The 25,257-nt window shown below is 37.6% G+C and carries 21 protein-coding genes; 7 read left to right on the forward strand and 14 right to left on the reverse strand.

Annotated elements, in window-relative coordinates; all coding sequences use genetic code 11:
* The first annotated feature begins 35 nt into the window (after nt 1-35).
* From cysQ to IPO27_10095, 5 genes are all read left to right on the forward strand, one after another.
* Nucleotides 36-839 carry a 3'(2'),5'-bisphosphate nucleotidase CysQ gene (cysQ, locus tag IPO27_10075; GenBank protein MBK8846857.1) on the forward strand — a complete coding sequence of 268 codons (804 nt, stop codon included), beginning with the start codon at nt 36-38 and terminating at the stop codon, nt 837-839.
* 24 nt (nt 840-863) lie between these two features.
* Nucleotides 864-3,170: an oligosaccharide flippase family protein gene (locus tag IPO27_10080; GenBank protein MBK8846858.1), complete on the forward strand. Its 2,307-nt coding sequence runs from the start codon at nt 864-866 to the stop codon at nt 3,168-3,170.
* A gap of 135 nt (nt 3,171-3,305) precedes the next feature.
* Nucleotides 3,306-4,058, forward strand: coding sequence for a hypothetical protein (locus IPO27_10085; protein MBK8846859.1), 753 nt, complete (start codon nt 3,306-3,308; stop codon nt 4,056-4,058).
* Between the two features lie 14 nt (nt 4,059-4,072).
* Nucleotides 4,073-4,942 (forward strand): M23 family metallopeptidase, encoded by an 870-nt coding sequence (locus IPO27_10090; GenBank protein MBK8846860.1) that lies wholly within the window; start codon nt 4,073-4,075, stop codon nt 4,940-4,942.
* Between the two features lie 15 nt (nt 4,943-4,957).
* Nucleotides 4,958-5,326 carry a YraN family protein gene (locus tag IPO27_10095; protein MBK8846861.1) on the forward strand — a complete coding sequence of 123 codons (369 nt, stop codon included), beginning with the start codon at nt 4,958-4,960 and terminating at the stop codon, nt 5,324-5,326.
* Nucleotides 5,327-5,335: 9 nt separating this feature from the next.
* Here IPO27_10095 and IPO27_10100 read toward each other — a convergent pair whose 3' ends face one another.
* Nucleotides 5,336-5,683 carry a hypothetical protein gene (locus IPO27_10100; protein MBK8846862.1) on the reverse strand — a complete coding sequence of 116 codons (348 nt, stop codon included), beginning with the start codon at nt 5,681-5,683 and terminating at the stop codon, nt 5,336-5,338.
* Nucleotides 5,684-5,847: 164 nt separating this feature from the next.
* On the opposite strand from IPO27_10100, the gene mfd reads away from it, so the two are divergent.
* Both mfd and mqnC read left to right on the forward strand, forming a co-directional pair.
* Complete coding sequence (gene mfd, locus IPO27_10105) at nt 5,848-9,201, forward strand: transcription-repair coupling factor (protein MBK8846863.1); 3,354 nt, start codon at nt 5,848-5,850, stop codon at nt 9,199-9,201.
* Between the two features lie 235 nt (nt 9,202-9,436).
* On the forward strand, nt 9,437-10,561 hold the full coding sequence (gene mqnC, locus IPO27_10110) for a dehypoxanthine futalosine cyclase (GenBank protein MBK8846864.1): 1,125 nt from the start codon (nt 9,437-9,439) through the stop codon (nt 10,559-10,561).
* A gap of 4 nt (nt 10,562-10,565) precedes the next feature.
* Here mqnC and IPO27_10115 read toward each other — a convergent pair whose 3' ends face one another.
* The 13 genes from IPO27_10115 to IPO27_10175 form a co-directional block, all read right to left on the reverse strand.
* Nucleotides 10,566-12,410 (reverse strand): BamA/TamA family outer membrane protein, encoded by a 1,845-nt coding sequence (locus tag IPO27_10115; GenBank protein ID MBK8846865.1) that lies wholly within the window; start codon nt 12,408-12,410, stop codon nt 10,566-10,568.
* Between the two features lie 63 nt (nt 12,411-12,473).
* Complete coding sequence (gene ung / locus IPO27_10120) at nt 12,474-13,142, reverse strand: uracil-DNA glycosylase (GenBank protein MBK8846866.1); 669 nt, start codon at nt 13,140-13,142, stop codon at nt 12,474-12,476.
* 268 nt (nt 13,143-13,410) lie between these two features.
* Complete coding sequence (locus IPO27_10125) at nt 13,411-14,982, reverse strand: hypothetical protein (protein ID MBK8846867.1); 1,572 nt, start codon at nt 14,980-14,982, stop codon at nt 13,411-13,413.
* A 258-nt stretch (nt 14,983-15,240) separates the two neighbouring features.
* Nucleotides 15,241-16,251 carry a hypothetical protein gene (locus tag IPO27_10130; protein MBK8846868.1) on the reverse strand — a complete coding sequence of 337 codons (1,011 nt, stop codon included), beginning with the start codon at nt 16,249-16,251 and terminating at the stop codon, nt 15,241-15,243.
* A gap of 479 nt (nt 16,252-16,730) precedes the next feature.
* Complete coding sequence (locus tag IPO27_10135; GenBank protein MBK8846869.1) at nt 16,731-17,213, reverse strand: T9SS type A sorting domain-containing protein; 483 nt, start codon at nt 17,211-17,213, stop codon at nt 16,731-16,733.
* Nucleotides 17,214-17,258: 45 nt separating this feature from the next.
* Nucleotides 17,259-18,383: a hypothetical protein gene (locus tag IPO27_10140; protein ID MBK8846870.1), complete on the reverse strand. Its 1,125-nt coding sequence runs from the start codon at nt 18,381-18,383 to the stop codon at nt 17,259-17,261.
* A gap of 92 nt (nt 18,384-18,475) precedes the next feature.
* Nucleotides 18,476-19,720, reverse strand: a complete 1,245-nt coding sequence (locus IPO27_10145) for a hypothetical protein (GenBank protein ID MBK8846871.1) — start codon at nt 19,718-19,720, stop codon at nt 18,476-18,478.
* Entirely contained in the window at nt 19,653-20,147 is a 495-nt protein-coding gene (locus IPO27_10150; protein MBK8846872.1) for a hypothetical protein, read from the reverse strand. Before IPO27_10150 ends, IPO27_10145 begins: the two co-directional genes overlap by 68 nt.
* A gap of 336 nt (nt 20,148-20,483) precedes the next feature.
* Nucleotides 20,484-21,488, reverse strand: a complete 1,005-nt coding sequence (locus IPO27_10155) for a T9SS type A sorting domain-containing protein (GenBank protein ID MBK8846873.1) — start codon at nt 21,486-21,488, stop codon at nt 20,484-20,486.
* Nucleotides 21,489-21,511: 23 nt separating this feature from the next.
* Nucleotides 21,512-21,823 carry a hypothetical protein gene (locus IPO27_10160; GenBank protein ID MBK8846874.1) on the reverse strand — a complete coding sequence of 104 codons (312 nt, stop codon included), beginning with the start codon at nt 21,821-21,823 and terminating at the stop codon, nt 21,512-21,514.
* 47 nt (nt 21,824-21,870) lie between these two features.
* On the reverse strand, nt 21,871-22,230 hold the full coding sequence (locus tag IPO27_10165) for a hypothetical protein (protein MBK8846875.1): 360 nt from the start codon (nt 22,228-22,230) through the stop codon (nt 21,871-21,873).
* Nucleotides 22,227-23,900, reverse strand: coding sequence for a hypothetical protein (locus tag IPO27_10170; protein MBK8846876.1), 1,674 nt, complete (start codon nt 23,898-23,900; stop codon nt 22,227-22,229). Before IPO27_10170 ends, IPO27_10165 begins: the two co-directional genes overlap by 4 nt.
* Nucleotides 23,901-24,240: 340 nt before the next feature.
* The gene (locus tag IPO27_10175; GenBank protein ID MBK8846877.1) at nt 24,241-25,242 is read right to left on the reverse strand and encodes a T9SS type A sorting domain-containing protein; all 1,002 of its coding nucleotides are present in this window, start codon (nt 25,240-25,242) and stop codon (nt 24,241-24,243) included.
* Nucleotides 25,243-25,257 lie beyond the last annotated feature (15 nt).

Consider the following 25,257-nt stretch of genomic DNA (forward strand, 5'->3'; position numbering starts at 1 on the left):
CATATTTGCGCTCATAAAAAACTACTAAGCTTTATATGAATTTATCTGATTTATTGTTACAAGCTGTTAAGGCATCTATCAAAGCCGGAGCAGAAATTTTGGATGTATATGCCCAACCAATCAATGTTGAAATCAAAGATGATAAGTCACCATTGACGGAGGCTGACAAACGTTCGCATCAAGCCATTATGGCTGCGTTGCAACCACTCGGCATACAGATTATGAGCGAAGAAGGCAAAGCAATAGCTTTTGCCGAACGCAAAGACTGGGAATATTATTGGCTCATAGACCCTTTGGATGGCACCAAGGAATTTATCAAACGCAATGGGGAGTTTACTGTAAACATTGCGCTTATCAACAAAGGGCGAGCTATAGCAGGTGTAATTTATGTCCCTGTTCTTAATGAATTATTTTTTGCTGCCGAAGGTACAGGTGCTTATAAGATAGAGAATTATGATAACGCCTCTCAACCTGCAACACTTGATGCATTAAAAGCACACGCACGCAAACTTGATGGCAATGTGAGCGCAACAGCATTTACGGTAGTAGCCAGCAGGTCGCACCTCACACCCGAAACCGAAGCCTTGATAAATGACTTACGCACCAAACATGGCACTATTGAGATGGTAAGCAAAGGCAGCTCGCTCAAGTTATGTTTAGTGGCCGAAGGCAAAGCTAACATCTATCCACGCCTTGCCCCTACCATGGAATGGGATACAGCCGCAGGTCAGGCCATTTGCGAACAGGCCGGATGCACCGTAATTAATTACCATTCGCAACAACCCATGCAATATAACAAAGAGGATTTGCTCAATCCCTGGTTTGTTGTGTCACGATAACCATATACGTTTTGTTGCTACTAAATGATTGATTTTTTAAATAAAAAGGTAAAGCGCCAGTTTAAAGAAAAGGGTTTTAAGGAACTGGTTTTTGGCAGTGCCACTACGTTTGCATTACGCGTATTGGGTATGCTTGCAGGGGCTCTTTTTACTTTTATAATGGCTAAATTATTTGGTGCAAGTACGGTGGGCGCATTTCACCTTTCGCAAACGGTGTTGTTACTTTTCACCATCCTTTCCAAACTGGGAATGGACACTGCCATTGTTAAGTTATTTTCTCAAAATATTGTTTATAATAATTGGCCCAAGGTGCTTGGGATTTACAATCGTGTTATAGCTACTACCATTCCACTTGGAATTTTTTGGGGCGTAGTTCTTTATTTTACATCGGGGTTAATAGCGGAATATGTTTTTAATAAGCCCTATCTCGAAGATTATTTAAAAATAATTTCCATTGGTATTTTACCAATGAGCCTTCGCTTTATAAACAGTGAGTGCTATCGTGGTATGCGTCAGCTGCGCCTGTATGCATATAGTCAAAATGTTTCTTACTTTATCTACTCACTGGTAGTAATGAGCATTCTCTACTATGTGTTAAAAGACCAAAACAAATTTGTACCTAATATCAGTTTCGTAATTGCGCTGGGAATTCTTGCCGTGTCAAGTTCATTTTCGGTTTCGAAAAAAATAAAAGCGCAGGTAGGCGACAAGGAAGCCATACCAGTGCAAAAAAGAGAGATTCTTAAAACATCATTACCCATGATGTTAAGCAATAGTATGATGCAGATATCGGGGTGGATAAACACCTTGTTTCTGGGATATTATTGCACCGATGCCGATGTAGGTATTTATCGCGTGGTATTGCATGTGGCTACGGTTTGTGCTTTTATTTTAGTTTCAATTAATAGTGTAGCTGCACCGCGCTTTGCGCAGTTATATGCTAAGCGCGATATGCTAGGCCTTGCAAGGGCAGCACGTCAAACTTCAGCAGTTAACTTTTTTGCATCGATTCCCATTTTTCTACTCATCATCGTTTTTAGAGAGCGCATAATGGGATACTTTGGGGCTGAGTTTGCCATTGGTGCGCAGGTATTGCTTTTTAATATGGCAGGACAGTTTATGAATATCTTTTGTGGATCGGTAGGCAGCTTTCTTAATATGACCGGCCGCGAAAAAGAATTCCAGAACATCCTCATCATCAGTACGGTGATTAATCTCATAAGCTGCATGATTTTTATTCCCATGTATGGCTTAATGGGAAGCGCTATTTGTACCATGCTTTTTATGAGCAGTTGGAATATTATTTCAGCCATTTACATTTATTACAAGTATAAGATACAAACTTTCTACTGGCCTTTTACCGGACGTATTAATGAAGATGTGGTTTTAAAGTCACCACTATTAAAGGATGAAATAGACCTTGAACGACTAGGTAAAAAATTGCCTTTAAACTATGAAGTGCCAAAGGTAGATGTAGCTATTGTTGGTATACAAAAAGCAGCCACATCATCCCTTAAACATTATATAGGCGAGCACCCCGATATGGTAACACATGATAGGCTTGAGTTTACTTTTTTTGTAAACGATAAAGAGTACGAACAGGGTTACGAAGAATGGTACCGCAACGATTTTGATACTGCTATAGGAGCTGACAAGCGGGTACTGATTAAAAACGTGGGCATCGTTTTTTGGGAAGAAGCTATGGTGCGTCTGAGCGAACACAATCCGGATGTAAAGGTAATATTACTGTTGCGCAATCCGGTTGATCGCGCTTACTCTGCCTATTGGTATGGTCGCAATAAAGCTGTAGAAACATTGCCTACATTTGAAGAAGCATTGGACGCTTCGCCAACACGTTTCAAACGAAAATCCGATATCAGCATCACCTCCTACTATGAACAAGGACATTACTATGACCTGATTAAGCGCATGGAAAAATATTTTCCGAAGGAAAATATTAAAATAGTTTTTCAGGAAGACCTGCAAAAAGAACCTGCTGCCCTTATGCATGATGTATATCAATTTTTAAAACTCGATACCGGTTATACGCCCGATGTATCTAAAAGATATAATGAATCGGCTTCGGCCAAGTTGGGCATTGTAAATAAAATTTTTAATTCAGACGATTCTATTCTTAAGCAACTACTTCAACTTGTACCTTATTCGGTGCGCAATCAGCTCAAGAAAAAGATTAAAATGATTAATCAGAAAAAATTTACACAACCTTCTATGAATATTGAAACCAGAAAAAAACTCATAGAATACTATAAACCATATAACAAACAATTAGGCAATTATATAGGACGCGATTTAAGTTTTTGGGATAAGTAAATTGCTACTGTACCTATTCACCTAATTTTTTAAAACCACAGAAATGGCCAACTGGGCAATGACCTGGTGTAATAAGAAAAGTTTCCAACTAATTCCCTTTCTGAGGAATTTATTATTTTACATTACATTTGCCCTATGAGTCGTTATTTAATAGCCTTACTAATTTGTGTTAGTGCACTTGCAAGTGCAGGGCAAAGCAGCATTCGTGATAGTGTAATCAATTTATCAGCCATAAATCTTAGTTACGGTTACTATTTACCCTTTGCCGATATGGGCGAGCGCTTTGGAGGTTTTTCGAATGTGCATGCGAGCTACAATATTAAGACGCGTAAAAACTGGATGCTAAGTGCTGAAGGTGGTCTTATGTTTGGCAATCAAATTGAAGTAGACAGTATGTTCAAGAACATAAGCACCAGCGATGGACAAATTATTGGTAATGATGGCAAGGCGGCTACTGTTCGTGTTTATCAAAGAGGGTATACTATTACAGTTAATGGAGGAAAATTATTTCCTATTGGTAAACCAAATAAAAATTCGGGAGTAGTGGTAATGGTAGGTGCCGGTTTTGTGCAACATAAAATCAGGATCGAAACACTTGGCAACACGGTAGAATATTTAAATAAGCAATACAAGAAAGGTTATGACCGCCTTACCAATGGATTGCTGATAAGGCAATACATCGGCTATCAATATCTGGGCAATAAGCAGTTGGTAAATTTTCATTTTGGAATAGATATAAACCAAGGATTTACACAAGGCCGAAGGAGCTATTTATTCGAAACCGGCTTGCCAGACAATGCCAAACGCACCGAACTATTTATAGGTATACGTGCCGGCTGGTCGCTACCACTGTATAAAAGAGCGAGCGATAAGTTTTATGTTGATTAACCGGGAATAGTCAAATGGCAACCGAAGCAAAAGAAAAAAAATTAATAAAAAAATTGCGAACCACCCTGCGTTTGGTGGTAATGAATGACAGTACCTTTGAAGAAAATTTTTCGCTTCGCCTTACACCTTTAAACCTGGCAATAGTTACCGGTTCGGTTATGCTTGTGCTTGTAACGCTTACCATATACCTTGTAGCGTTTACCCCACTGCGTGAATATATTCCGGGCTATGCAGATGTAGGCATGAAACGCAAGCTTATAAGTATGGCCTATACTACTGACAGCCTTACGCGAAAAATAGAAGCACAAAATAGCTACCTCAACAACCTTAACAGTATTATTAATGGCGACTTACCAGCCACTAAACTCAAAGATACGAGCACTACCAAAGCCTTTTACGATTCGATACGTGTCTTGCAAAAAACCGTAGAAGACAGCCTACTACGCGCGAATATAGAATCAGGTGCTGGGGATGAAGCCCTTGATGGCGATGCCTCCACCAAATCAGGAATTGCATCGGTATTTTTTTTCAACCCCGTTTCAGGAACCGATGTTTCGCACTATGAACCCGTAAAAAAACACTGGGGTATTGATGTGGTTTCAGATGCTAATGCTACCATAAAAGCAACGCTTGATGGTACAGTGGTGATAGCTGAATTTACCAGCGAAACAGGCCATGTGCTAGCTATTCAACATAGCAACAACCTGATTTCTTTATATAAACACAACTCCTCACTATTAAAAAAGGAAGGCGACTATGTGCGCGCAGGAGATGCTATTGCCATCATAGGAAATTCGGGTGAATTAACCACCGGCCCACATCTCCATTTCGAATTGTGGTACAATGGCACCCCAGTAAATCCGGTTGATTTTATAAAATTTTAATAGCGCAGGTGGTGTATGGCACAACACAATGATCTAGGAAAAGCAGGTGAAACCCTGGCAGCAAATTTCTTGCGCGAAAAATGTTATATCCTTTGCGAATCACAATACCGCTACAAAAAATCGGAAATAGACATTATAGCAAAAACAGAGAATATACTTGTATTTATTGAAGTTAAAACGCGCAGCAGCGCAGTATTTGGCGAACCCGAAGAACAAATATCAACTAAAAAGCAAGAAATGATGATTGCCGGTGCTAACGCGTATATTGAAGAAAAAGGTTGGCAAGGCGAATCGCGTTTCGATGTAATTTCAATTATTCTATCTCCCTCCACCCCTGCTGTTATTAAACATATTGAAGATGCCTTTTATCCATTCGGTTTGTAATTGCAGAAACTACTCCTCATCATTCATATGTAATATATGCAATAGCCGGTGAATAACAGGCGCAAAAAACACAGCCGTGAATCCTAAAAAGGCAACACCACTGTATAATGCATATATTGATGAAAATATTTTAGCTTCATTGTTTTCCAATTGCACAACTGGACCCATTCCTGTTAGTATCATACAAGCCATGTGAAAACTGTCAATCCATTTAAGGTTTGCAAAATGGTGATATCCAAGTGTGCCCAATACCACAGAAAAAAAAACCAGGGCTCCAGCAAACAAAATGTATTTTATTAATCGAATTGTAAACATGCGTGTAGATGCCAACTTCTGTTTGTGTCCTTCAAGTTTCATATCAAAATTTTTTTTTATAAAAATAATAAAATGATGTACTAGCAGAACCAATCATGCTGTAGTAATTTCAACATACTGATGTTTTAATTTTTCTTTCCTACTTTTGCACTTGACGCCCGCGAAAATGTTTCGCGGGCTTTTAGTACTTTGTATCCACTGTAGTTATGAAAATAGATGATCTGATAGGACTATATCGCCAACACCCCATGATGCCTGCCTTGCAGCGCCTGCATAATACGCATGAGGTTCCGCACATAGCCATTAAAGGACTGCATGGCAGCACGCCTGCCATTGTTATTTGTGCGCTCTATACCTTGCAAAAGTTTAATGCTGTGTTTATTCTGAATGATCAGGAGGAAGCCGCTTACCTGCTCAACGATTTGGAAAACTTACTTGGAACAAGCAATGTCATATTCTTTCCATCCTCGTATCGAAAAACCAACGACCTTTTTCATGCAGATAATAACCATGTATTGCAACGTGCCGATGTGCTAAACCGCATAAGCAGGCAAACCGATGGGCTTCTTATAGTAACTCATGCGGCTGCAGTATTTGAAAAAGTAACTACCAAATCGAATATTGAACAAAACACATTTGACGCAAAGCGTGGTAGTACTATTAACCAGGATTTTCTTTCAGAGTTTCTTGACGAGAATGAATTTGAACTAACCGATTTTGTTTATCAGGCAGGGCAGTATGCCCTGCGTGGAAGTATTATGGATGTGTATTCATTTGCTAACGAACTCCCATACCGAATCGAATTCTATGATAACAAAATTGAAAGCATCAGAACCTTTGATCCAAACACACAACTGTCGGTACAGCAACTGGATTTCATTTCTATTATTCCTAATATTCAAACCCGCCTGTTAAAAGAAAGCAAAGAATCATTCTTTAACTTTATCTCTCCAAAATATCGCTTGTGGTTTAACGACCTCACTTTTTTCAACACAATTATTCCTGAATTATATCAATCGGTAATTGACAATCCCCTGCCTGACGAAAATTTTAAAAATCATTTCGAAAACTTTGAATCGCTCGAAGTAATTCATGCCCATTTCGAAAGATATAAAATGATTGAATATGGCAATACGCATCTAAATAAAGACGCAGAACAAATTACATTTAATACTAAAGCTCAACCAAGCTTCAACAAAAATTTTGATTTGATAGTTGCTAATATCATTGAGCATCAAAAGGAAAAAATTAAGACCACCATCATTGCCGATCAGTCAAAACAAATTGAACGCCTCTATTCCATATTTGAAGATATAGCCAAACCATATACGAATAGTGGACAGCCATTGAATTTTACTACCTTACTTCTGGCATTGCATGGTGGCTTTATCGATCATGATTTAAAAATTGCCATCTATACCGATCATCAATTATTTAACCGATACCACCGTTACAGGCTAAAAAAGAATTTTGGAAAAGGTGAAGCCATATCGCTTAAAGATTTATACGCACTAAAGCCGGGCGATTTTGTAACTCATATCGATCATGGTGTAGGCCGCTTTGGAGGCTTAGAAATGATTGAAGTAAATGGAAGAAAGCAAGAAGCTATAAGGCTAATATATAAGGACAATGATGTACTTAGCATTAGCATTCACTCGCTGCACCGTATAGCACGTTATAGTGGAAAAGAAGGAGCCGAACCCTCATTAAACAAACTTGGAAGTGCTGCTTGGGCCAATTTAAAATTGAAAGCAAAAAAGCGAGTAAAAGATATTGCCAAGGAACTCATAGCGCTGTATGCCAAACGAAAAATGCAAAAAGGTTTTGCCTATGCTCCCGACAATTATTTGCAAGCAGAGTTGGAAGCATCTTTTATTTATGAAGACACCCCCGACCAACTCAAGGCAACCGTTGATGTAAAAAGCGACATGGAAAAACAACAACCAATGGACAGACTTATATGTGGAGATGTGGGCTTTGGAAAAACCGAAATTGCCATACGTGCAGCATTCAAAGCGGTGTGTGATAGTAAACAAGTTGCCATTCTGGTACCTACTACCATACTTGCCTTGCAGCATTATCGCACTTTCTCGGAGCGATTAAAAAATCTGCCATGCAACATTGACTACATCAATCGTTTTAAAACTAGTGCACAGCAAAAAGAATCGCTGCTAAAACTTAAAGAAGGCAAAACAGATATTATCATCGGCACGCATCGCCTCATTAGCAAAGATGTAAAGTTTGACAACTTAGGTCTGCTCATAATTGACGAGGAACAAAAGTTTGGAGTAGCATCCAAAGAAAAACTAAAAGAGATACGGGCAAGTGTAGATACACTTACACTTACTGCAACACCTATCCCACGTACATTGCAGTTTTCGCTTATGGGTGCACGCGATTTAAGTATTATCAACACACCGCCACCAAATCGGTATCCGGTTACTACAGAGATTCACACGTTCAACGAAAAAATAATTAAAGAAAGTATCCTTTACGAAGTATCGCGTGGAGGTCAGGTTTTTGTAGTGCATAACCGCATAAGCGATATTCATGATATTGCTGATATGATAAGACGCATGTGCCCCGATGTAAGTGTTGCTGTTGGTCATGGCCAAATGGAAGGCGACAAGTTGGAAGAAATTTTACTTTCATTTATAGAGGGTGATACAGATGTGTTAGTAAGCACAACCATTATCGAAGCAGGGCTTGACATATCAAATGCCAATACCATCATCATTAATCAGGCACAAAACTTTGGCTTGAGCGATTTACATCAGATGCGTGGTCGTGTAGGCCGAAGCAATAAAAAAGCATTTTGTTATTTGCTCACTCCACCAGTTACCGTGCTAACACCCGAAGCACGACAAAGATTGAAAGCCATTGAAGAATTCAGCGATCTGGGTGCAGGATTTCATGTTGCTATGCGTGACCTCGATATACGAGGTGCAGGAAACATGCTTGGTGGTGAGCAAAGCGGGTTTATTGCTGATATCGGATTTGAAACATTTCAGAAAATACTGGACGAAGCCATTTTTGAATTAAAACAAACTGATTTTAAGGATACGTTTGAAGAAGAAATTCAACATCGTGCATTGGTGCGTGATTGTGTAATTGATACCGACTTTGAAATATTATTGCCACAAGATTATATAACCAGCATAACCGAACGATTGAATTTGTATAAAGTATTGGATGATGTGACTAATGAAGAAGATTTGCAAAAATATGCAGTCATGTTGCGCGACCGATTTGGCGAACCGCCACAATCAACCATAGAGTTAATGGATGTAATCAGACTGCGGTGGAAAGCTACAAGTATAGGTTTTGAAAAAATGGTGCTCAAAAACCGAACGCTTAAAGGAACCTTTGGTTCAGACGACCGCATTTTTCAATCGGAAGGTTTCAATAAACTTATTGACTTTATAAAAAATCATCCACATCGTTGTAAGCTAAAAGAAGATAAAGGCCGCACACTTCTAATACTTGAGAGTATTGATTCGGTTGCAAAAGCAAATTCAAGGCTAGCAGAAATAGTAGCCTCTATGGATGCGATAGTGTGATCGAATTTCAAATACTTTTCGGATAGATAATTTCCTAGGAAAAAATTTTTTTGCCACGAATGCACCAATTTACACGAATTAGGAATTTAATTCCAATTCTCAAATTTGATTCTTGTTCAAGAATTATTCGTGCCCATTCGTATCTTGGTGGCAATTATTTTATTATCTTTCGGTAATTGGCATTAACTTTTAACACTGCCAATTGTTACCTTTGCGCAACAAGAACTATAAGCAAATGAATGTTGATTCTCTCTTAAAGCGAGCGCTAAATTTTGAATTTCTAAGTATAGAAGAGGGAGTGTATTTATTTGAAAAAGCACCCACAGCCACCCTCGGCTATGTGGCCAATGAATTGCGCAAGCAGCAAGTACCTCATAATAAGGTAACCTGGATTATTGATCGCAATGTAAATACTACTAATGTGTGTATTGCCAATTGCAAGTTTTGCAATTTTTTTCGCATCCCCGGACATGCCGAATCATACATTACAGACATTGAAACTTATAAACAAAAAATAGACGAAACGTTTCGTTATGGTGGCGAACAATTATTGTTGCAAGGAGGACATCACCCCGAGTTGGGATTGCAGTTTTATACCGACTTGTTTCGTGAGCTAAAGAAATTATATCCTACGCTTAAATTACATTCGCTAGGGCCTCCGGAAATAGCACATATCAGCAAGCTTGAAGGCATAACGCATACAGAAACGTTGACAGCTTTAAAAGAAGCGGGTCTTGACTCGCTGCCTGGTGCTGGTGCCGAAATATTAAATGATCGCGTTCGCAGGATGATAAGTAAAGGAAAATGTGGCGGCCAAGAATGGCTTGATGTAATGCGTGCTGCGCATAAACTAAACCTGACCACATCAGCTACCATGATGATGGGGCACATTGAAACCATTTACGAACGAATGGAACACCTTACCTGGATAAGGGAAGTACAAAGTGAAAAACCTGAACATGCCAAAGGGTTTATAGCATTTATTCCATGGCCATTTCAAGATGAAGGCACATTGCTGCGTAATTTAAAAGGCATTCGCAATCAGGTAACTGCCAATGAGTATGTGCGTATGATTGCTCTTAGTCGTATTATGTTGCCCAACATAAAAAATATTCAGGCATCATGGCTTACCGTTGGTAAGCCGGTGGCACAGCTTTGTTTACACTCGGGCGCCAATGATTTTGGTAGTATCATGATTGAAGAGAATGTGGTAAGTGCTGCTGGCGCTCCACACCGTTTTACATCACAAGGCATACAGGACGCTATTCGCGAAGCAGGATTCGAACCACAGCTTCGCAATCAACAATATGAATTCAGAGAATTACCACAAGTGATGGAGCAGCAAGTGATAAGCTATTAAATTATTAAAAAGCACTTACAATACCGAAGTGAATTTTTCCGCTTCTAAACTGTATCGGATTTTTTCTCTCGCTTCCCAAAGCATAGTTGAATGAAAAAATTCCAGCCTTTGTTTCAAAGGCTATCCCCGCCCCAAAACCTTTGGGGAAATCTTTGGTAAGCTGACTGGTGTTGCGTTGATAATATCCCTGATTATAAAAAGCAAAGAAATAGGAGGTGCGATCAAGCAAGAAGCGAGGTTCCACTTTAAGTATGGCAAACTTATCAGCTATCAACACTTCTTCATCAAATCCACGTAAGGTTTTAAGGCCGCCAAAGCGATACAATTCGTTTTCAAATAAGTTTTGAGCTTCCATATATGCACCTCGTATGCCCGCATTTATTACAAATCGCTTTGCAATTTTCAGGTAATAATCAGCAGCAAACTCTATACGATATTCATTTGTTTTTAAATCAAGAGTATCATACAGCGACTCCATGATGTTGGCATTTTTAATAATGCTTCGTTTACCCGCACTTAACGCTACCTGAAGCTGAGCACCTCTTGTTGGGCAATATTTATAATCGGTATAATCAGCAGCATAACCAGCACCAAATATTTGCTTTTCTAAATCGGCAACGGAAGGCAATACAGTTGCATTTTTATATTGACTTGTTTGCAACAAGCTAATAGTGCGTAGCTCTGCAAAAAACTTGATGGATGAATTACCGGCAAGCGCGTACGTTACACCGGCATTGCGCATAACATCAATGAAGGTAGTATCCTTCTTATAAAGCTCAAGCTTACCCTCAACACCAAAATTGCTATATGCTATGTAAGGGTAAATTACCTGTGCCGTAAGTCGCTGTGTAATCGGTTGTGGTTGGCGCCAATGTAAATCGAATGTTTCGCCACGCTTTAATGCGCTTACCAAATGCAGCTTTACTTCGCCCGTTACAATGGTTTTTCCATCGGCTGTTGCCGGTGGCAACACACCAACAATACCATCCACGCTGCTCGACTTTCTTGAATTAATAAAAGTGGTTATAAAACAACGGCCATTCATAAATTGTATGCGTGGTGCTTTGGCTTCAGATAAAAACCCACTGTTTTTTATTCGCTGCGAAATTTTTGCTACTTCCGATTCATTATACCGTGAATTGAAATCTAATTGTAAATAACGTGCCAGCCACCGCGCGCTTATACGTGCATCGCCATCTATATGCAAGGTGTCTATCAGCACAAGCTGATTATAAGTAATACTCAACTGAGCCTCGATGGTTTCATTTCTTACAATCACATTTGTAAAGCTTACTTCAGCAAAAGGATAGCCGTTATCTTGCAATTGACTGAGCACACGGGCAAAATGTTTTTTGTAACCACTTAATGTAAAAGGATATGTTTTTCCGGCTTCGTACCCATGCCCTGCAACGTGCCTATTTTGTTCGCTTTTCAATAGGAATAACTTATAACTATTCCCACTATCGAATAAAGCAGTTAAAGAATCGTTGCTACCTTTTTGAAATTGATAATTGGCTTCGAGATAACCATTCTCATAAAAAGTATATAGTAATCGTTGCAGGGAATTATAAGCCAAACCGGAATCTGCGTATGCTGACGGCATTGCTTGCATTTGTGTTTTCACAATGGAATAGGCCAACTCATTACTGAACTTAACGGATAGTTTTACCGATTGCGCACTTCCAGTATGAATCAAAAGCGCGACAAAAACCAAAAAGACTATATGCCGAGTAAAAATCTTCTTATAATAATTTAAAGAAAAAAAGTTCTCGCAATGTTGTATATAAAATTCACGAACCTCAAAAGATGGAGATGCATTAGAAATGGAGGTTGATACAGATTTTTTCACAACTATTGCGTATGACTATGGAACAAATTTATAATAAACTGAACGATTAAAGGCAACACAATATTATACAATCTTCCAGTTGATTGGAGGCTGCCCTTGCTCACTAAGAAATTGGTTAGCTGTAGAAAAATGTTTGCAGCCGAAAAAAGCTCCCCGCGCTAAAGGCGAGGGATGGGCCGCCATTAGCACATGATGTTTGTTGCTATCAATCAGCACTGCCTTTTGCTTTGCAAAATTTCCCCATAGCATAAATACCAATCCGGAACGTTGCTCCGACAGTTTTTGAATAACGGTGTCTGTAAACGTTTCCCAACCCTTTTGCTGATGTGATGCCGCCTGATTGGCACGCACCGTAAGTATTGCATTTAGTAATAATACCCCTTGCTTTGCCCAAGCCTGCAAGTCGCCATGTAAGGGTATGGCAGCACCAACATCGGTATTTAATTCTTTAAAAATATTTTGCAACGAAGGTGGTTTTGCCACACCTCGCTCTACCGAAAAACATAAGCCATTTGCTTGCCCCTGCCCATGATAGGGGTCTTGTCCAAGTATGACAACTTTTACTTTATCAAAAGGAGCATAATTAAATGCAGCAAAAATTTTATTGCCGGGAGGATATATGATGTACTGCGATTTCTCCTGTTTTAAAAACTCGACCAAATGCAGAAAATATGGTTTGTCAAACTCTTCGTGCAGAACTTGTTTCCAAGTGGGTTCTATCATTACATTCATTGGTGGAAGTTTATTTTGTGCAACAAGGCCATGCAAACAAAGAAAATTATTGCGATTAAAGAAAAAAAGGATGAGTGATAATAAAGTCTGCTTTGATTTAAATGTGTATAGTTGGCATAATTAGCGACAACTATTATTAAACATTTGAAGGGGCATATGCTTGCAAGTATTAAGCAAAAATATCGGGAGCAGCAATTTAAACACAACAAGATACATTCGTTTTAAGCTGCATTGGTGTTGTGAGATATACTAACTATAGATTATTTTCTTAACTCCTTTTTTTAATTAATAAATATGCATATCCCAGCCCATAATTAAATGAGTTTCCTCGTAGTTTCCACTGCCCAGAAGATTTACTGATTGTATTGGGAAACATTTTATATTCACCAGATGCAAAATCACTAAATGAATACTCATATGCGCATGTAATGAAGAACCTATGTCTTAATTGCAAACAATATCCCAACTCTATTTGTACGTTAGCAGTTGGGTGTATAATTTTATCTGATTCCTCCAGATTGGTCATAAAATATTCGTAGTATATCGTGTCTGGATTTACTTTAGGAGAATAAATAAGATTACGAGAAACACTACTTTTGGCCGAAATAAATCCATCACCTTGATAATAAAAAACAAGTCCTGCTCTGACTGAACAGTCAACCTTTTGGTAATTGAAAATATGTTTAGAATAATGAGCGCCAAAAGAAAAGTTTTTCAAGGTCACAAGGGTCATTGAACCGTTAAATAATGTTGTATAACGAATATCATAACTGCCTAATTCTGGAAATTGAAAAGGTTTAATATTTACACCAAATTTATAATTATGACGACCGAGGCCAAATGAAAAAAGCAGAGCATTTTTGTTTTTAAAGGCGATTTTATACCCTAAACAGAAACGGAAACCTAAAGAAGGAATAGGGTTAAATTTTCCAGGCCCCTTAATATTATAATAATCAGTTTTTTCTAAATGCTTTTTTTCGTAGCTAAAGAAAATTGAGTTTTTAGTTTTATAACTACTTTGAGGTAAAGAATCAGGTTGCCTTACTCTATTATTGAATAAATAAGCATAACCAATTGATAAATCAATTGAATTGCCCCTAAGTTTCCACTTACCTGAAGAACTGCTGACTGTGGTTGGAAACAATACATAATCGCCAGATACTAACTCCTTTAGTGAAAAAGTATACCCAAGACCAAAAATTAATTTATGCCTGGGTAAGAATTTGTAACCTATTTCGGCATTAATAAATGCCGATGGAAAATAATTTAAACCACGAGATTTTAAGTTTTTAATCGAATACCTAAAATAGATTGTATCGGGATCCACTGCCGGAAGCTGAACAAAATATGTATTTCTTGATTCCCAAGAATATACGCTATCATATCTTCCTTGCATGTAAACATTAAGCCCACCCATGGCTGAAATGTCAATTATTTTATTTTTCCAAATTTGTTTGGAATAACCAAATTCGAAACTTCCATTATTTAATGCCAAGATTTTTTCAGATTGAAACCCAAAATCTCTTATCTCAGGTAATTGATATTGCTTAATTTGTAAACCGTATCCATATGTGTTTTTTCCAAAACTTGCAGCTGCAAATAAAAATGTCCCACTTTTTATTTGCCTTCGATAGCCAATTGAGAATTTTTCACCTTGTGAGTTTGCCGGAAAAAAACTTGCCGGGCCTCTAGGATCATATATTTCATTTTTTTCAATATATCTCTTTGTATATTTAAGATTTAAGGAATGTTTATAAAAGCCATTTTGGCAAAACCCAATATGATTGCTAAGTGTAATAATTAAAACCGAAAATACTTTTAATAGAATTGTTGTTCTCATTCTTCTTATTTTACAATAAAGATTACATTTAATAAGAAACTGTTCTAATTTCAATATTGTTTGATTGATGAAGTCATACATTTTTTTTCAATTATTGAGTAAAATGGCGCTTTCATATCAACGATAAATTGTTTCTTTTATTTACCAACCTTATTCGATATAAGCTCTAATGACAAAATTGAAAAAATCAATTGAAGTTTCTCTGATTTCTTGTAGAAAAGAAAAAAGGGAAGCAAAGTAGTTTGCCTCCCTTCTTAATTATTTTGTCATTACGAAAACCTCATTGCAAGTCATATCAATAAATGTCCCTTTGAAAGATAGAGGTAGAAAATAAGGGGTCAATACATTATTTGAAGCATAGCCTATTTTTTTTAGTTTGCTTCTTTGTTTTGGGCCATTTTCATCCGGTAAAATAGATTCAATATCTTGGCAATCATACGTCCTTGCAATTTCAACTTTTACAAATAGTATAGTTCGCGCCCTTTTCCATTTATTGTTCTTCTTTCTATAAGCTGTTACTTTTCCTTTAAATTTTTGACTATATTTCCAATCAAGAGGAATACTACCAGATTCATCAGCATTTAATACATATTTTATTTTCGCTTTAAAAAACCTATCTTTAGAGTTACACGAATAAGGATGATACCCTATCTCTCGCACCTCAGTGAGGCATCCATTTGGATGAGGTGGCTTACTTTTTTGCAAAGTCGCATTCGGAGTGTTTTGCAAAAGTGCAGGGTCTTGACTGGTGCTTAATATTGTATTACAATTAGCATTAGATATTGTCCATAATTCTCCTTTATTATCTATTACCAAAAGCGTTGTGCCAATCAAAAGCATACCATTTGAATTAAAAAAGGAGTTGGTAATGTCGTCATCAAAATAGTCAAGCAATTCTGGATCTGTTGTAGGATTCCAATTGCCATTTAAAAGCCAGTTATTTTCTAATACATCTAAATAAGCAAAATATGAACTAAAGGAGTTGTTTATGTAGAATTGATGCAATTCATAATTTTCGTCCCATCCTGTTATATCTATTTCATCTTGAATTTGGTCATCACTCATACCCATGTGTGCTGCATCAAAATCATCGTTCCAGGTTTCATATTCTGCTTCTAAACATGCATACACATCCTCATATGCCGGAGTATCTACAAATTGAACAACTCCATTACAAATATTAACTTTACATGGATAGCTACCATCTTTAACCAAAGAATTAATAGTTGTTAGATAGGAATGTTTATTGACCAAATGTTCTTTTGGCATCCAGCAATAAGAAATAAAACAAATAGAATTAGCTGATTCTTTAATAAAATCTGCAAATAATTGAAGGCTATCCCTCCCCCCGCAAATACTCTACCAGTGCGGGTTTCTGGCTTAGCGGATTTTTTCATATTATTAGATTTTTAAAATGATGTTGTAAAGTTATAAAAGTTTTTAAGTTGGCAAATGTTTTTTTCTTGATTGTTGGAAGATGTAGTTTTGGGGTGGGTGAGTAAATATATGTTGTACTTGTAAGTTTTGCATGTTGGTGAGGACACCAACTTGGGCTGCAGTGTGATAATTAGGCAAGCTTTGATGGTACTGCCAAAAATAAGCACCATAAGAAATACAATATCAAAAATGTTGTACGCGGACAAAGAGGCCAAACTAACGCAATAACATTCTACTCCAAAACACTGCGGGCGAGCCTACGGCTCGCCCGCGATTACTTTATTCTACGAACGTTTACACTAACCGTTACATCACAGTTTAACCACCTTTTTACTCACTCCTTCTATATTAACCACATATACACCGGGTTGCCAATCATGCGATTCAAGCATGATTGTGTTTGAATTTGTTATAGTAAGTTGCCGTTGAACTACCATGCGACCTTGCATATCTTGTACGTGTAAGTGATAGGTTTTGTTTTTTGCATTTTGCAATGTGATGTACAAAATATCTTTAACAGGATTGGGGTACAAATTAAAACTTGCTAAACTCATTTCTTGCACTTGGGCTGGATTGGGAATGTACCATTTGGAAACCCAGATGTCGCCCCGTTGCCATCCTGTACCAAAGGCTACAGTATCAAACATGGGCAAGCCTACATCATAGTTATTGCCTAATTCTACTTGGCAGGCCATAATGAACGAACTATCACTTAGTACAATAATATCAGGGTCATGTTCAAACCCTTCTGTTCCAATAGTTTTATCCCAAATGATATTAAACGAAGAATCCATTTTTACTAACCAAATATCATAATTGTTTAAGTTTTGACCATTTGTTCATATGCGATTTTCACTTTTTTCAAAACTTGCATTTGAGTTTGATGTGCAGGCAAGCAAATATCCTTTGTCAGAAGTTTGTCTTATTTGTCTGATTACGTCATTTCGATCTCCTCCAAATCTCCTCTCACTTATAATATGGCCATCGGCAGTATCAATCTTATAAATCCAGGCATCCCAGGCGCCACGCGGTGTGGTATCTGCAACACCATCATTGCAAGGATAGAAATTGCCTTGCAGTGAGGATAAACCTAATTGAGCACCAATAACTACATTACCATCGCTATTTAACAATGCTGCTCCAGAAGGGGCATCATCAGCCATTAGGCAACCGTAACGATTATCCCAAATCTTATTTCCATTCGCATCAATCTTTAATATCCAATTATCCAATTTATAATAAGTGGGATCAAACATGGCAGAAAAAGAAGAGTCGCTAAGATCTCCTGACTTTTGGCCGGGGGTACTCGCCACAATCAAGAATTGTTCATCAGAAAGTGGAACGAGTGCCTGGGCATAATCAGAAAGCGTACTTCCATATTTTTGATCCCATAGTTTATTACCTAAGCTGTCTAATTTTAACAGCCAAATATCTTCAAAGAATCCAACATTAGTATCAGTAACATCCAGATTAGGAGAAAATGCTTCACTCTCACCTGCTATTATTATATTACCATTATTCGTAATGGCTCCTGTGTAAACTCTTTCTTTATAAACACTACCATACCGTTTATCCCATATAACATTACTGTCTAAATCTACTTCTATTAGCCATGTATCATGATATGGATCATATCTGCCTTGTGACTTTTCGCAACTTATATCTGAATTGGAACCACCTGCTAAAATAATTTTATTTTTATCATTACTCATCATAATAGAGTTGATTTCTTCCCATTCTAACCCTCCGATGGCCCAATCCCATATTTGATTTCCAGCTGAATCTAATTTAACGAGCCAAATATCTGCCTCCGTAATTGAATCTACTATTGAACAACTTGGGTCAAATTTATTTCCAGATGCAGCACCTGAAACACTTGTAGTTGCAAGATAAATATTTCCGTTTATATCAGATACAATTATCGAATTTCGATAACTAAACTCTACTCCTTCTGACCCAAACATTTTTTCCCATTCTTTCGTTAGTAAAGGAACTTGCGAAGAGCTTTCTGTGATATACAAGCTGACGATTACAATGATTAGAACAACAAATATTTTCATAATTTCACGAGCTTTACCTTTTGATGAACTCCTTCTTTATTTCGATAGCTCATGTAAGATATTCCCGGTTTAAGGCTTGCTTTAATGTCTGCAAACTCACTTGAATTGTTGCACAATAATTTCCCTTGTATGTCCGTCCATTGCATGTCTGAATATATTTCATTAATAAACATTGGATTAAAATCATCGTACAATATTTCAGTGTTTATTGATATTTCGTTATTCGCAAACCCCGCTCCTTCTTTTAAATGTGCAAATGAAGCTACTGTCTTATGACGTATCTCTTGTTGAGGAAATGTAAAGAAAGAATAAATAAATTTTTCGCTCATTTCGCCAGCAACAGAAATACCATAACTACGGTTAGATGTAACAAATGGAACACGATAAAACAACCAATTTGGTGTTTGACCAATTGTTTCAGTAAAAGGTCTTCCATCTGAATTATGTGCGTAAAAAGATGCGCACCATCCAATTCCTTGAAAATAATTGACAGCATGTTCAAATGCAATACACATGATTTGCTTGGCTCCTGCATTTACAGCACCACTTTTTCTTTCATAAGAAACTACTGGTCGTCTATTTATTATATTGTTTATTTGAGGTAATTTTTTTGATGGATCATTATTAAATACAGCGCTTCCATCAGTATAAACATTATCGGTTACCAACAACGTTAATACACCGGGAATAATAACATAATCAAAAAACACGGTTAAACCTGCAATATCATATATGTTTGCATTGGGCTGATGCTTTTCATAAACAACTGTGAACCCTTCTTGCAAATCCGAAAGTGATCCGTTTCTTCTATGTCTTGCAATTCGTGGCCAGCCAAATTGAAACCCTGGCATTTCATATTTTATGTAAGCTAAATTAGATGAGATTGGAATAAAATTGCAAACCCCAAATTTTGTAAAGCGAAACTCATCTGTAACACTTAGTGTTGCAGTAGCGGTTGGAACTGCATTACATGTGCCACCCATAAAGGAAACTTTAACTTGACCCGGATTATTATTTTGAGGTGGCAAATCCATCACTGCAACATCCGGCACTGTGTATGGGAAATTTACCGCATTCACACCGTTGGGTTCTTTAAAAGCTGGAAATTCATAGTTATTCATGCATAACACTATTCCCACACCATTAGTATAAGCGCCAGCAGCACCGAATATTTTATGTTGTCCTACTCCATTTAACTGATCCCAAACAACAAAGAAGTGTTCTTTTTTGATCGCTATCAATATTAATTGCAGTTTGCACTTGGCCACTGCCAAGTGCATAATTATTAATTAAACTCCAGGTCTTATTAATCGGGTCAAATTTTTCAACTAGAAGGAAAGGCATATTTGATATAAAATTATAATATGCAATCAATGCATACCAATCTGAATTACGTTGAATTATACATACATCCGGATCCCACATATCAGTTGGCATATCTTCAATATTAGTGTATTCTATGTTTGTATTAAGGTCAGTAAAAGTCCATCCCATGCCTGCTATTGCACCATCCCATACGGTTACTTTTAATTCAAAAGGAATGCCTGAAGAACTTGCATTTAAAATGTCATTGCCTGAATTAGTAAGCAATCCGTAATTTGGATTCGGCCCCGGATTTTTTAGATAAGATAATTCTTGAATCGTGGCCGCCTTAAACTGCGCTACCATTACATTGCTAATTAAACAAAGAGCAACTAAGATTGCCCCCCCCCCGCAATTGTCGTGCCAGTGCGGGTTTCTGGCTTAGTGGATTTTTTCATATTATTAGATTTTTAAAATGATGTTGTAAAGTTATAAAAGTTTTTGAATTGGCAAATATTTTTTTTAAGATTGTTGAACGCGCCAAACCTTTTTCGTGGTAGGAATGATTGTGCTATAGGTGCAAGCCAAACAAGCGATGACACGTATGAGGCAGAAAAAAACCTTTACTCCAAAACACTGCGGGCGAGCCTACGGCTCGCCCGCGATTACTTTATTCTACGAACGTTTACACTAACCGTTACATCACAGTTTAACCACCTTCTTACTCACTCCTTCTATATTAACCACATATACACCGGGTTGCCAATCATGCGATTCAAGCATGATTGTGTTTGAATTTGTTATAGTAAGTTGCCGTTGAACTACTGTGCGACCTTGCATATCTTGTACGTGTAAGTGGTAGGTTTTATTTTTTGCATTTTGCAACGTGATGTACAAAATATCTTTAACAGGATTTGGGTGCAAATTAAAACTTGCCAAACTCATTTCTTGCACTTTTGCAGGATTGGGGATGTACCATTTGGAGACCCAGATGTCGCCACGTAGCCATCCCGTACCAAAGGCTACAGTATCAAACATGGGTAAGCCAACATCAAAGCTGTTGCCTTTTTCTATAATTGCCGACACGATGAATGTACTATCATTTAATGGGATAACATTGGGACCCCAATCGTAGGCATCGGTTCCAAGGGTTTTGTCCCAGATAATATTAAATGCTGAATCCATACGCACCAACCATATATCGTAATTGTTTACGTTTTGTTGATTAAAACCAATGCGGTTTTCACTCTTTTCAAATCCTGCATTTGAGTTAGTCTTTAGGGCAATGATATATCCCTTGTCGGTCAATTCTTTTATTTGAATAATTGCCTCGCCTTTATCTCCACCAAACCTTCGCTCATTTACAATATGACCATCTGCTGTGTCTATCTTATAAATCCATGCATCATCAATACCTCTTGCTATAGTATCAGCCACTCCATCATTACATGGATACGATCCCATCGGGCCAGAATATTCTCCCAACAAAGCACCAATCACCACATCACCATCGGTATTCAATAAGGATGCACCAGTATGGTAATCATCTGCTGTCCAACAACCATAGCGCTTATCCCATATTTTATTACCTGCCGAATCAATTTTAATTATCCAATTATCGTATCTAAAGTTATTAATTAAAATATGCGAAAAAGAGGAATCGTGCATATCGCCCGACTTAGTACCATTTGAACTTCCGATAATCATATAAGCATGGTTTGATAATGCAATTACAGAACTTGCAAAATCTGTTGAAGCACTGCCATATTTTCATCCCAAATTTTGTTGCCAAGGCTATCCAATTTTACTACCCAATAATCTTCAAAAAATCCAACGTTGGTGTCGGTAACATCAAAGTTGGGATAATAGGCAAGCGAATATCCAGCCAATATTATGCTACCATCTGGAGCAACATCGCCACAGAAAAACTCATCTTCTATGGTATTGCCAAGGCGTTTGTCCCAAATCACATTGCTATCCAAATCAATAGAAATGGTCCAAAGTATCCCTGTTACTATCATATCTTGATTCTGATTTTTCACAACTTATCTCTGAATTGGAAGCACCTGTTATTATAAAGTTGCCTTTATTATCTATCATCACATGATTGGCTTTTTTCTCCATACATGCCACCTAAAGCTCTATCCCAAACCTTGCTTCCACTACTGTCAATTTTGACTGCCCAAGAGTCTGAAGTTAGTGTTGTATCATTATACATACAACTTGGATCAGTTTTGTTACCAGTTGGAGCACCAGACTGGCTAGTAACTACACAATAAATATTACCATTCAAATCTTTTACCATAAAGTTGTTTCTATCAAACCATTCAACTCCCTGACTTCCGCATATTATTTCCCAACTTTTATTGAACAATGGTACTTGACAATGTGCTTGAAAAATAGAAAACATGCAGCACAAAATTGTGCTGCATGTAATTATAAGTCTCATAGTTTAATAAGTTTTACTTTTTGAAAATAGCCATCTGCATTGCGGTAACTCATATACGATATGCCCGGATTTAAATTCACTATGATACTTTCAGCTTCGCCTATATTGGTGCTGAGCAGTTTACCTTGTGTATCGGTCCATTGCATATCTTCACTAACTTCATTAAAAAATACAGGCATAAAGTTATTATGCAAGGTAATGCATTTAATAGATGGAGCATCTGCATTAGCAAAGATGCCTTGACGCAAGTGGGCAAAGGATGACACCTCCTTATGATGCATGGTTTGCTGATAAAAATTAGAAAACGAATACATAAAGTTTTCGCTTAATTCCCCTGATACGGATATACCATAGGTTCTATCAGACACATTGGTCGGAATTTGATAATATAAATAATTGGAAGGCTGAGGAAATGGCGGATCTGTAAATGGCGCACCATTACTATTATGTGCATAGAACGATGCAACAAATCCTTGAGCTTGGTTAATATTAATTGCATGTTCAAAGGCTATACACATTATTTGCTTAGAACTTGGATCTACATGTCCACTCTTGCGCTCGTATGTAACTACTGGGCGTCTGTTAAGTATGGTATTTATTGTAGGCAATTTTGTATTTGAAGTATTATAGAAAATTGCACCTATACCCCCATCCGTATAAATCCTATCATGTTCATGAATTATAAGATTAGGAGCATTGGTGACATAATCATAAAAAACAGTCTTGCCTTTTATATCATACAAGCCGGCACTTGGCCTATGAAATTCGTAAACTACGGTAAAGCCTTCTTGTACATAACCTACAGAGCCGTTTCTACGGTGACGTGCTATGCGCGGCCAGGCTATTTGCTCGCCTGATTTTGCTACTGCTTCGTAGTCAAGATTTTGTGATGGTGCTGTGTATTGGCATAAGCCGAATTTAGAAAATACTAATTCATCCGTTACACATAGCATATTAATTGCCGATGGAAATGTAGCACATGTTCCTCCTATAAAAGTAACCTTTACTTGGCCAGGATTGTTATTATTGTTTGGCAAATCCATTACGGCAACATCGGGATAATGGTAGGGGAAGTCTATTTGATTTGTTCCTGATTTGTCTCTAAAGGTAGGAAACTCATAGTTGGTCATGCAAATTTGCAAGTTAGTACCATTATGTGCTCCTGCAGCTCCAAATACTTTTACTTTATTGTTGGCATCAAATTGATCCCACACCACAAAAAAATGCTCGTCTTGGTCACTATCTATATTTATAGCAGTATGAACACTGTTGCCATTGCCTAAGGTTGTGTTACTTTGAATTGACCAAGTTTTTGAGGATGTATTAAATTTTTCTACTAAAAGTTTTGGTTGATTATTATTCGCATCCCTGTATGCAATTAAGGCAAGCCATTCAGAATTTCGTTGCATTATGCAAACATCAGGATCCATAACCTCTGTAGGCAAATCTTCAATACCATAGTAAGAACCGGTGTTGTCAACAAAATCCCACCCAAGAGATGGAATAGAGCCATCCCATACAGTTACCTTAAATTCGTAGTTGACTTGATTAATCGTTTGAATCAAGATGTCGTTACCTGTGTTGTCAACCAAACCATAAGATGGTGTTGGCCCGGGATTTTTTTGGTAAGTAGTTTCGGCAATCGTTGCCGCCTTAAACTGCGCTACCATTACATTGCTAATTAAACAAAGAGCAACTAAGATTGCCCCCCCCCCGCAATTGTCGTGCCAGTGCGGGTTTCTGGCTTAGTGGATTTTTTCATATTATTAGATTTTTAAAATGATGTTGTATAGTTATAAAAGTTTTTGAATTGGCAAATGTTTTTTTCTTGATTGTTGTTAGCGTTAGACTTTTTTTGTGGTTAAAATAAATACGCCTTAAGTATGAACCAATCATGCAGGAAATAGCACATATCAGGAAGAAAAAAGCCCTTACTCCAAAACACTGCGGGCGAGCCTACGGCTCGCCCGCGATTACTTTATTCTACGAACGTTTACACTAACCGTTACATCACAGTTTAACCACCTTCTTACTCACTCCTTCTATATTAACCACATATACACCGGGTTGCCAATCATGCGATTCAAGCATGATTGTGTTTGAATTTGTTATAGTAAGTTGCCGTTGAACTACCATGCGACCTTGCATATCTTGTACGTGTAAGTGATAGCTTTTGTTTTTTGCATTTTGCAATGTGATGTACAAAATATCTTTAACAGGATTTGGGTGCAAATTAAAACTTGCCAAACTCATTTCTTGCACTTGCGCAGGATTGGGGATGTACCATTTGGAAACCCAGATGTCGCCACGTTGCCATCCCGTACCAAAGGCTACAGTATCAAACATGGGTAAGCCAACATCAAAGCTGTTGCCTTTTTCTATAATTGCCGACACGATGAATGTACTATCATTTAATGGGATAACATTGGGACCCCAATCGTAGGCATCGGTTCCAAGGGTTTTGTCCCAGATAATATTAAATGCTGAATCCATACGCACCAACCATATATCGTAATTGTTTACGTTTTGTTGATTAAAACCAATGCGGTTTTCACTCTTTTCAAAGCCTGCATTTGAGTTAGTCTTTAGGGCAATGATATATCCCTTGTCTGTCAATTCTTTTATTTGATAAATGCCATCGCCACGATCACCACCAAATCTACGCTCGTTAATTATATGACCATCTGCTGTGTCTATCTTATAAATCCATGCATCACTATCTCCTCTTGCTGCTGTATCTGCTACTCCATCATTACATGGATACGATCCCATTGGGCCAGAATATCCTCCCAACTCAGCACCTATTACTACATCCCCATCACTGTTTAATATGGCCGAACCTGCATAATCATCTGCTGTCCAACAACCATAGCGCTTATCCCATATTTTATTACCTGCCGAATCAATTTTAATTATCCAATTATCGTATCTAAAGTTATTAATTAAAATATGCGAAAAAGAGGAATCGTGCATATCGCCCGACTTAGTACCATTTGAACTTCCGATAATCATATAAGCATGGTTTGA

Source organism: Bacteroidota bacterium (assembly GCA_016714535.1).
Taxonomy (GTDB): Bacteria; Bacteroidota; Bacteroidia; order AKYH767-A; family OLB10; genus JADKFV01.

What these genes read in the sequence shown, in the direction of transcription:
- cysQ (MBK8846857.1), top strand. Translation starts at nt 36, where the DNA reads ATGAATTTATCTGATTTATTGTTACAAGCTGTTAAGGCATCTATCAAA.
- IPO27_10080 (MBK8846858.1), top strand. Translation starts at nt 864, where the DNA reads ATGATTGATTTTTTAAATAAAAAGGTAAAGCGCCAGTTTAAAGAAAAG.
- IPO27_10085 (MBK8846859.1), top strand. Translation starts at nt 3,306, where the DNA reads ATGAGTCGTTATTTAATAGCCTTACTAATTTGTGTTAGTGCACTTGCA.
- IPO27_10090 (MBK8846860.1), top strand. Translation starts at nt 4,073, where the DNA reads ATGGCAACCGAAGCAAAAGAAAAAAAATTAATAAAAAAATTGCGAACC.
- IPO27_10095 (MBK8846861.1), top strand. Translation starts at nt 4,958, where the DNA reads ATGGCACAACACAATGATCTAGGAAAAGCAGGTGAAACCCTGGCAGCA.
- IPO27_10100 (MBK8846862.1), bottom strand. Translation starts at nt 5,683, where the DNA reads ATGAAACTTGAAGGACACAAACAGAAGTTGGCATCTACACGCATGTTT.
- mfd (MBK8846863.1), top strand. Translation starts at nt 5,848, where the DNA reads ATGAAAATAGATGATCTGATAGGACTATATCGCCAACACCCCATGATG.
- mqnC (MBK8846864.1), top strand. Translation starts at nt 9,437, where the DNA reads ATGAATGTTGATTCTCTCTTAAAGCGAGCGCTAAATTTTGAATTTCTA.
- ung (MBK8846866.1), bottom strand. Translation starts at nt 13,142, where the DNA reads ATGAATGTAATGATAGAACCCACTTGGAAACAAGTTCTGCACGAAGAG.
- IPO27_10125 (MBK8846867.1), bottom strand. Translation starts at nt 14,982, where the DNA reads ATGAGAACAACAATTCTATTAAAAGTATTTTCGGTTTTAATTATTACA.
- IPO27_10130 (MBK8846868.1), bottom strand. Translation starts at nt 16,251, where the DNA reads ATGCCAAAAGAACATTTGGTCAATAAACATTCCTATCTAACAACTATT.
- IPO27_10135 (MBK8846869.1), bottom strand. Translation starts at nt 17,213, where the DNA reads ATGGATTCTTCGTTTAATATCATTTGGGATAAAACTATTGGAACAGAA.
- IPO27_10140 (MBK8846870.1), bottom strand. Translation starts at nt 18,383, where the DNA reads ATGTTTGGGTCAGAAGGAGTAGAGTTTAGTTATCGAAATTCGATAATT.
- IPO27_10150 (MBK8846872.1), bottom strand. Translation starts at nt 20,147, where the DNA reads ATGGTAGCGCAGTTTAAGGCGGCCACGATTCAAGAATTATCTTATCTA.
- IPO27_10155 (MBK8846873.1), bottom strand. Translation starts at nt 21,488, where the DNA reads ATGATTATCGGAAGTTCAAATGGTACTAAGTCGGGCGATATGCACGAT.
- IPO27_10165 (MBK8846875.1), bottom strand. Translation starts at nt 22,230, where the DNA reads ATGAGACTTATAATTACATGCAGCACAATTTTGTGCTGCATGTTTTCT.
- IPO27_10170 (MBK8846876.1), bottom strand. Translation starts at nt 23,900, where the DNA reads ATGGTAGCGCAGTTTAAGGCGGCAACGATTGCCGAAACTACTTACCAA.
- IPO27_10175 (MBK8846877.1), bottom strand. Translation starts at nt 25,242, where the DNA reads ATGATTATCGGAAGTTCAAATGGTACTAAGTCGGGCGATATGCACGAT.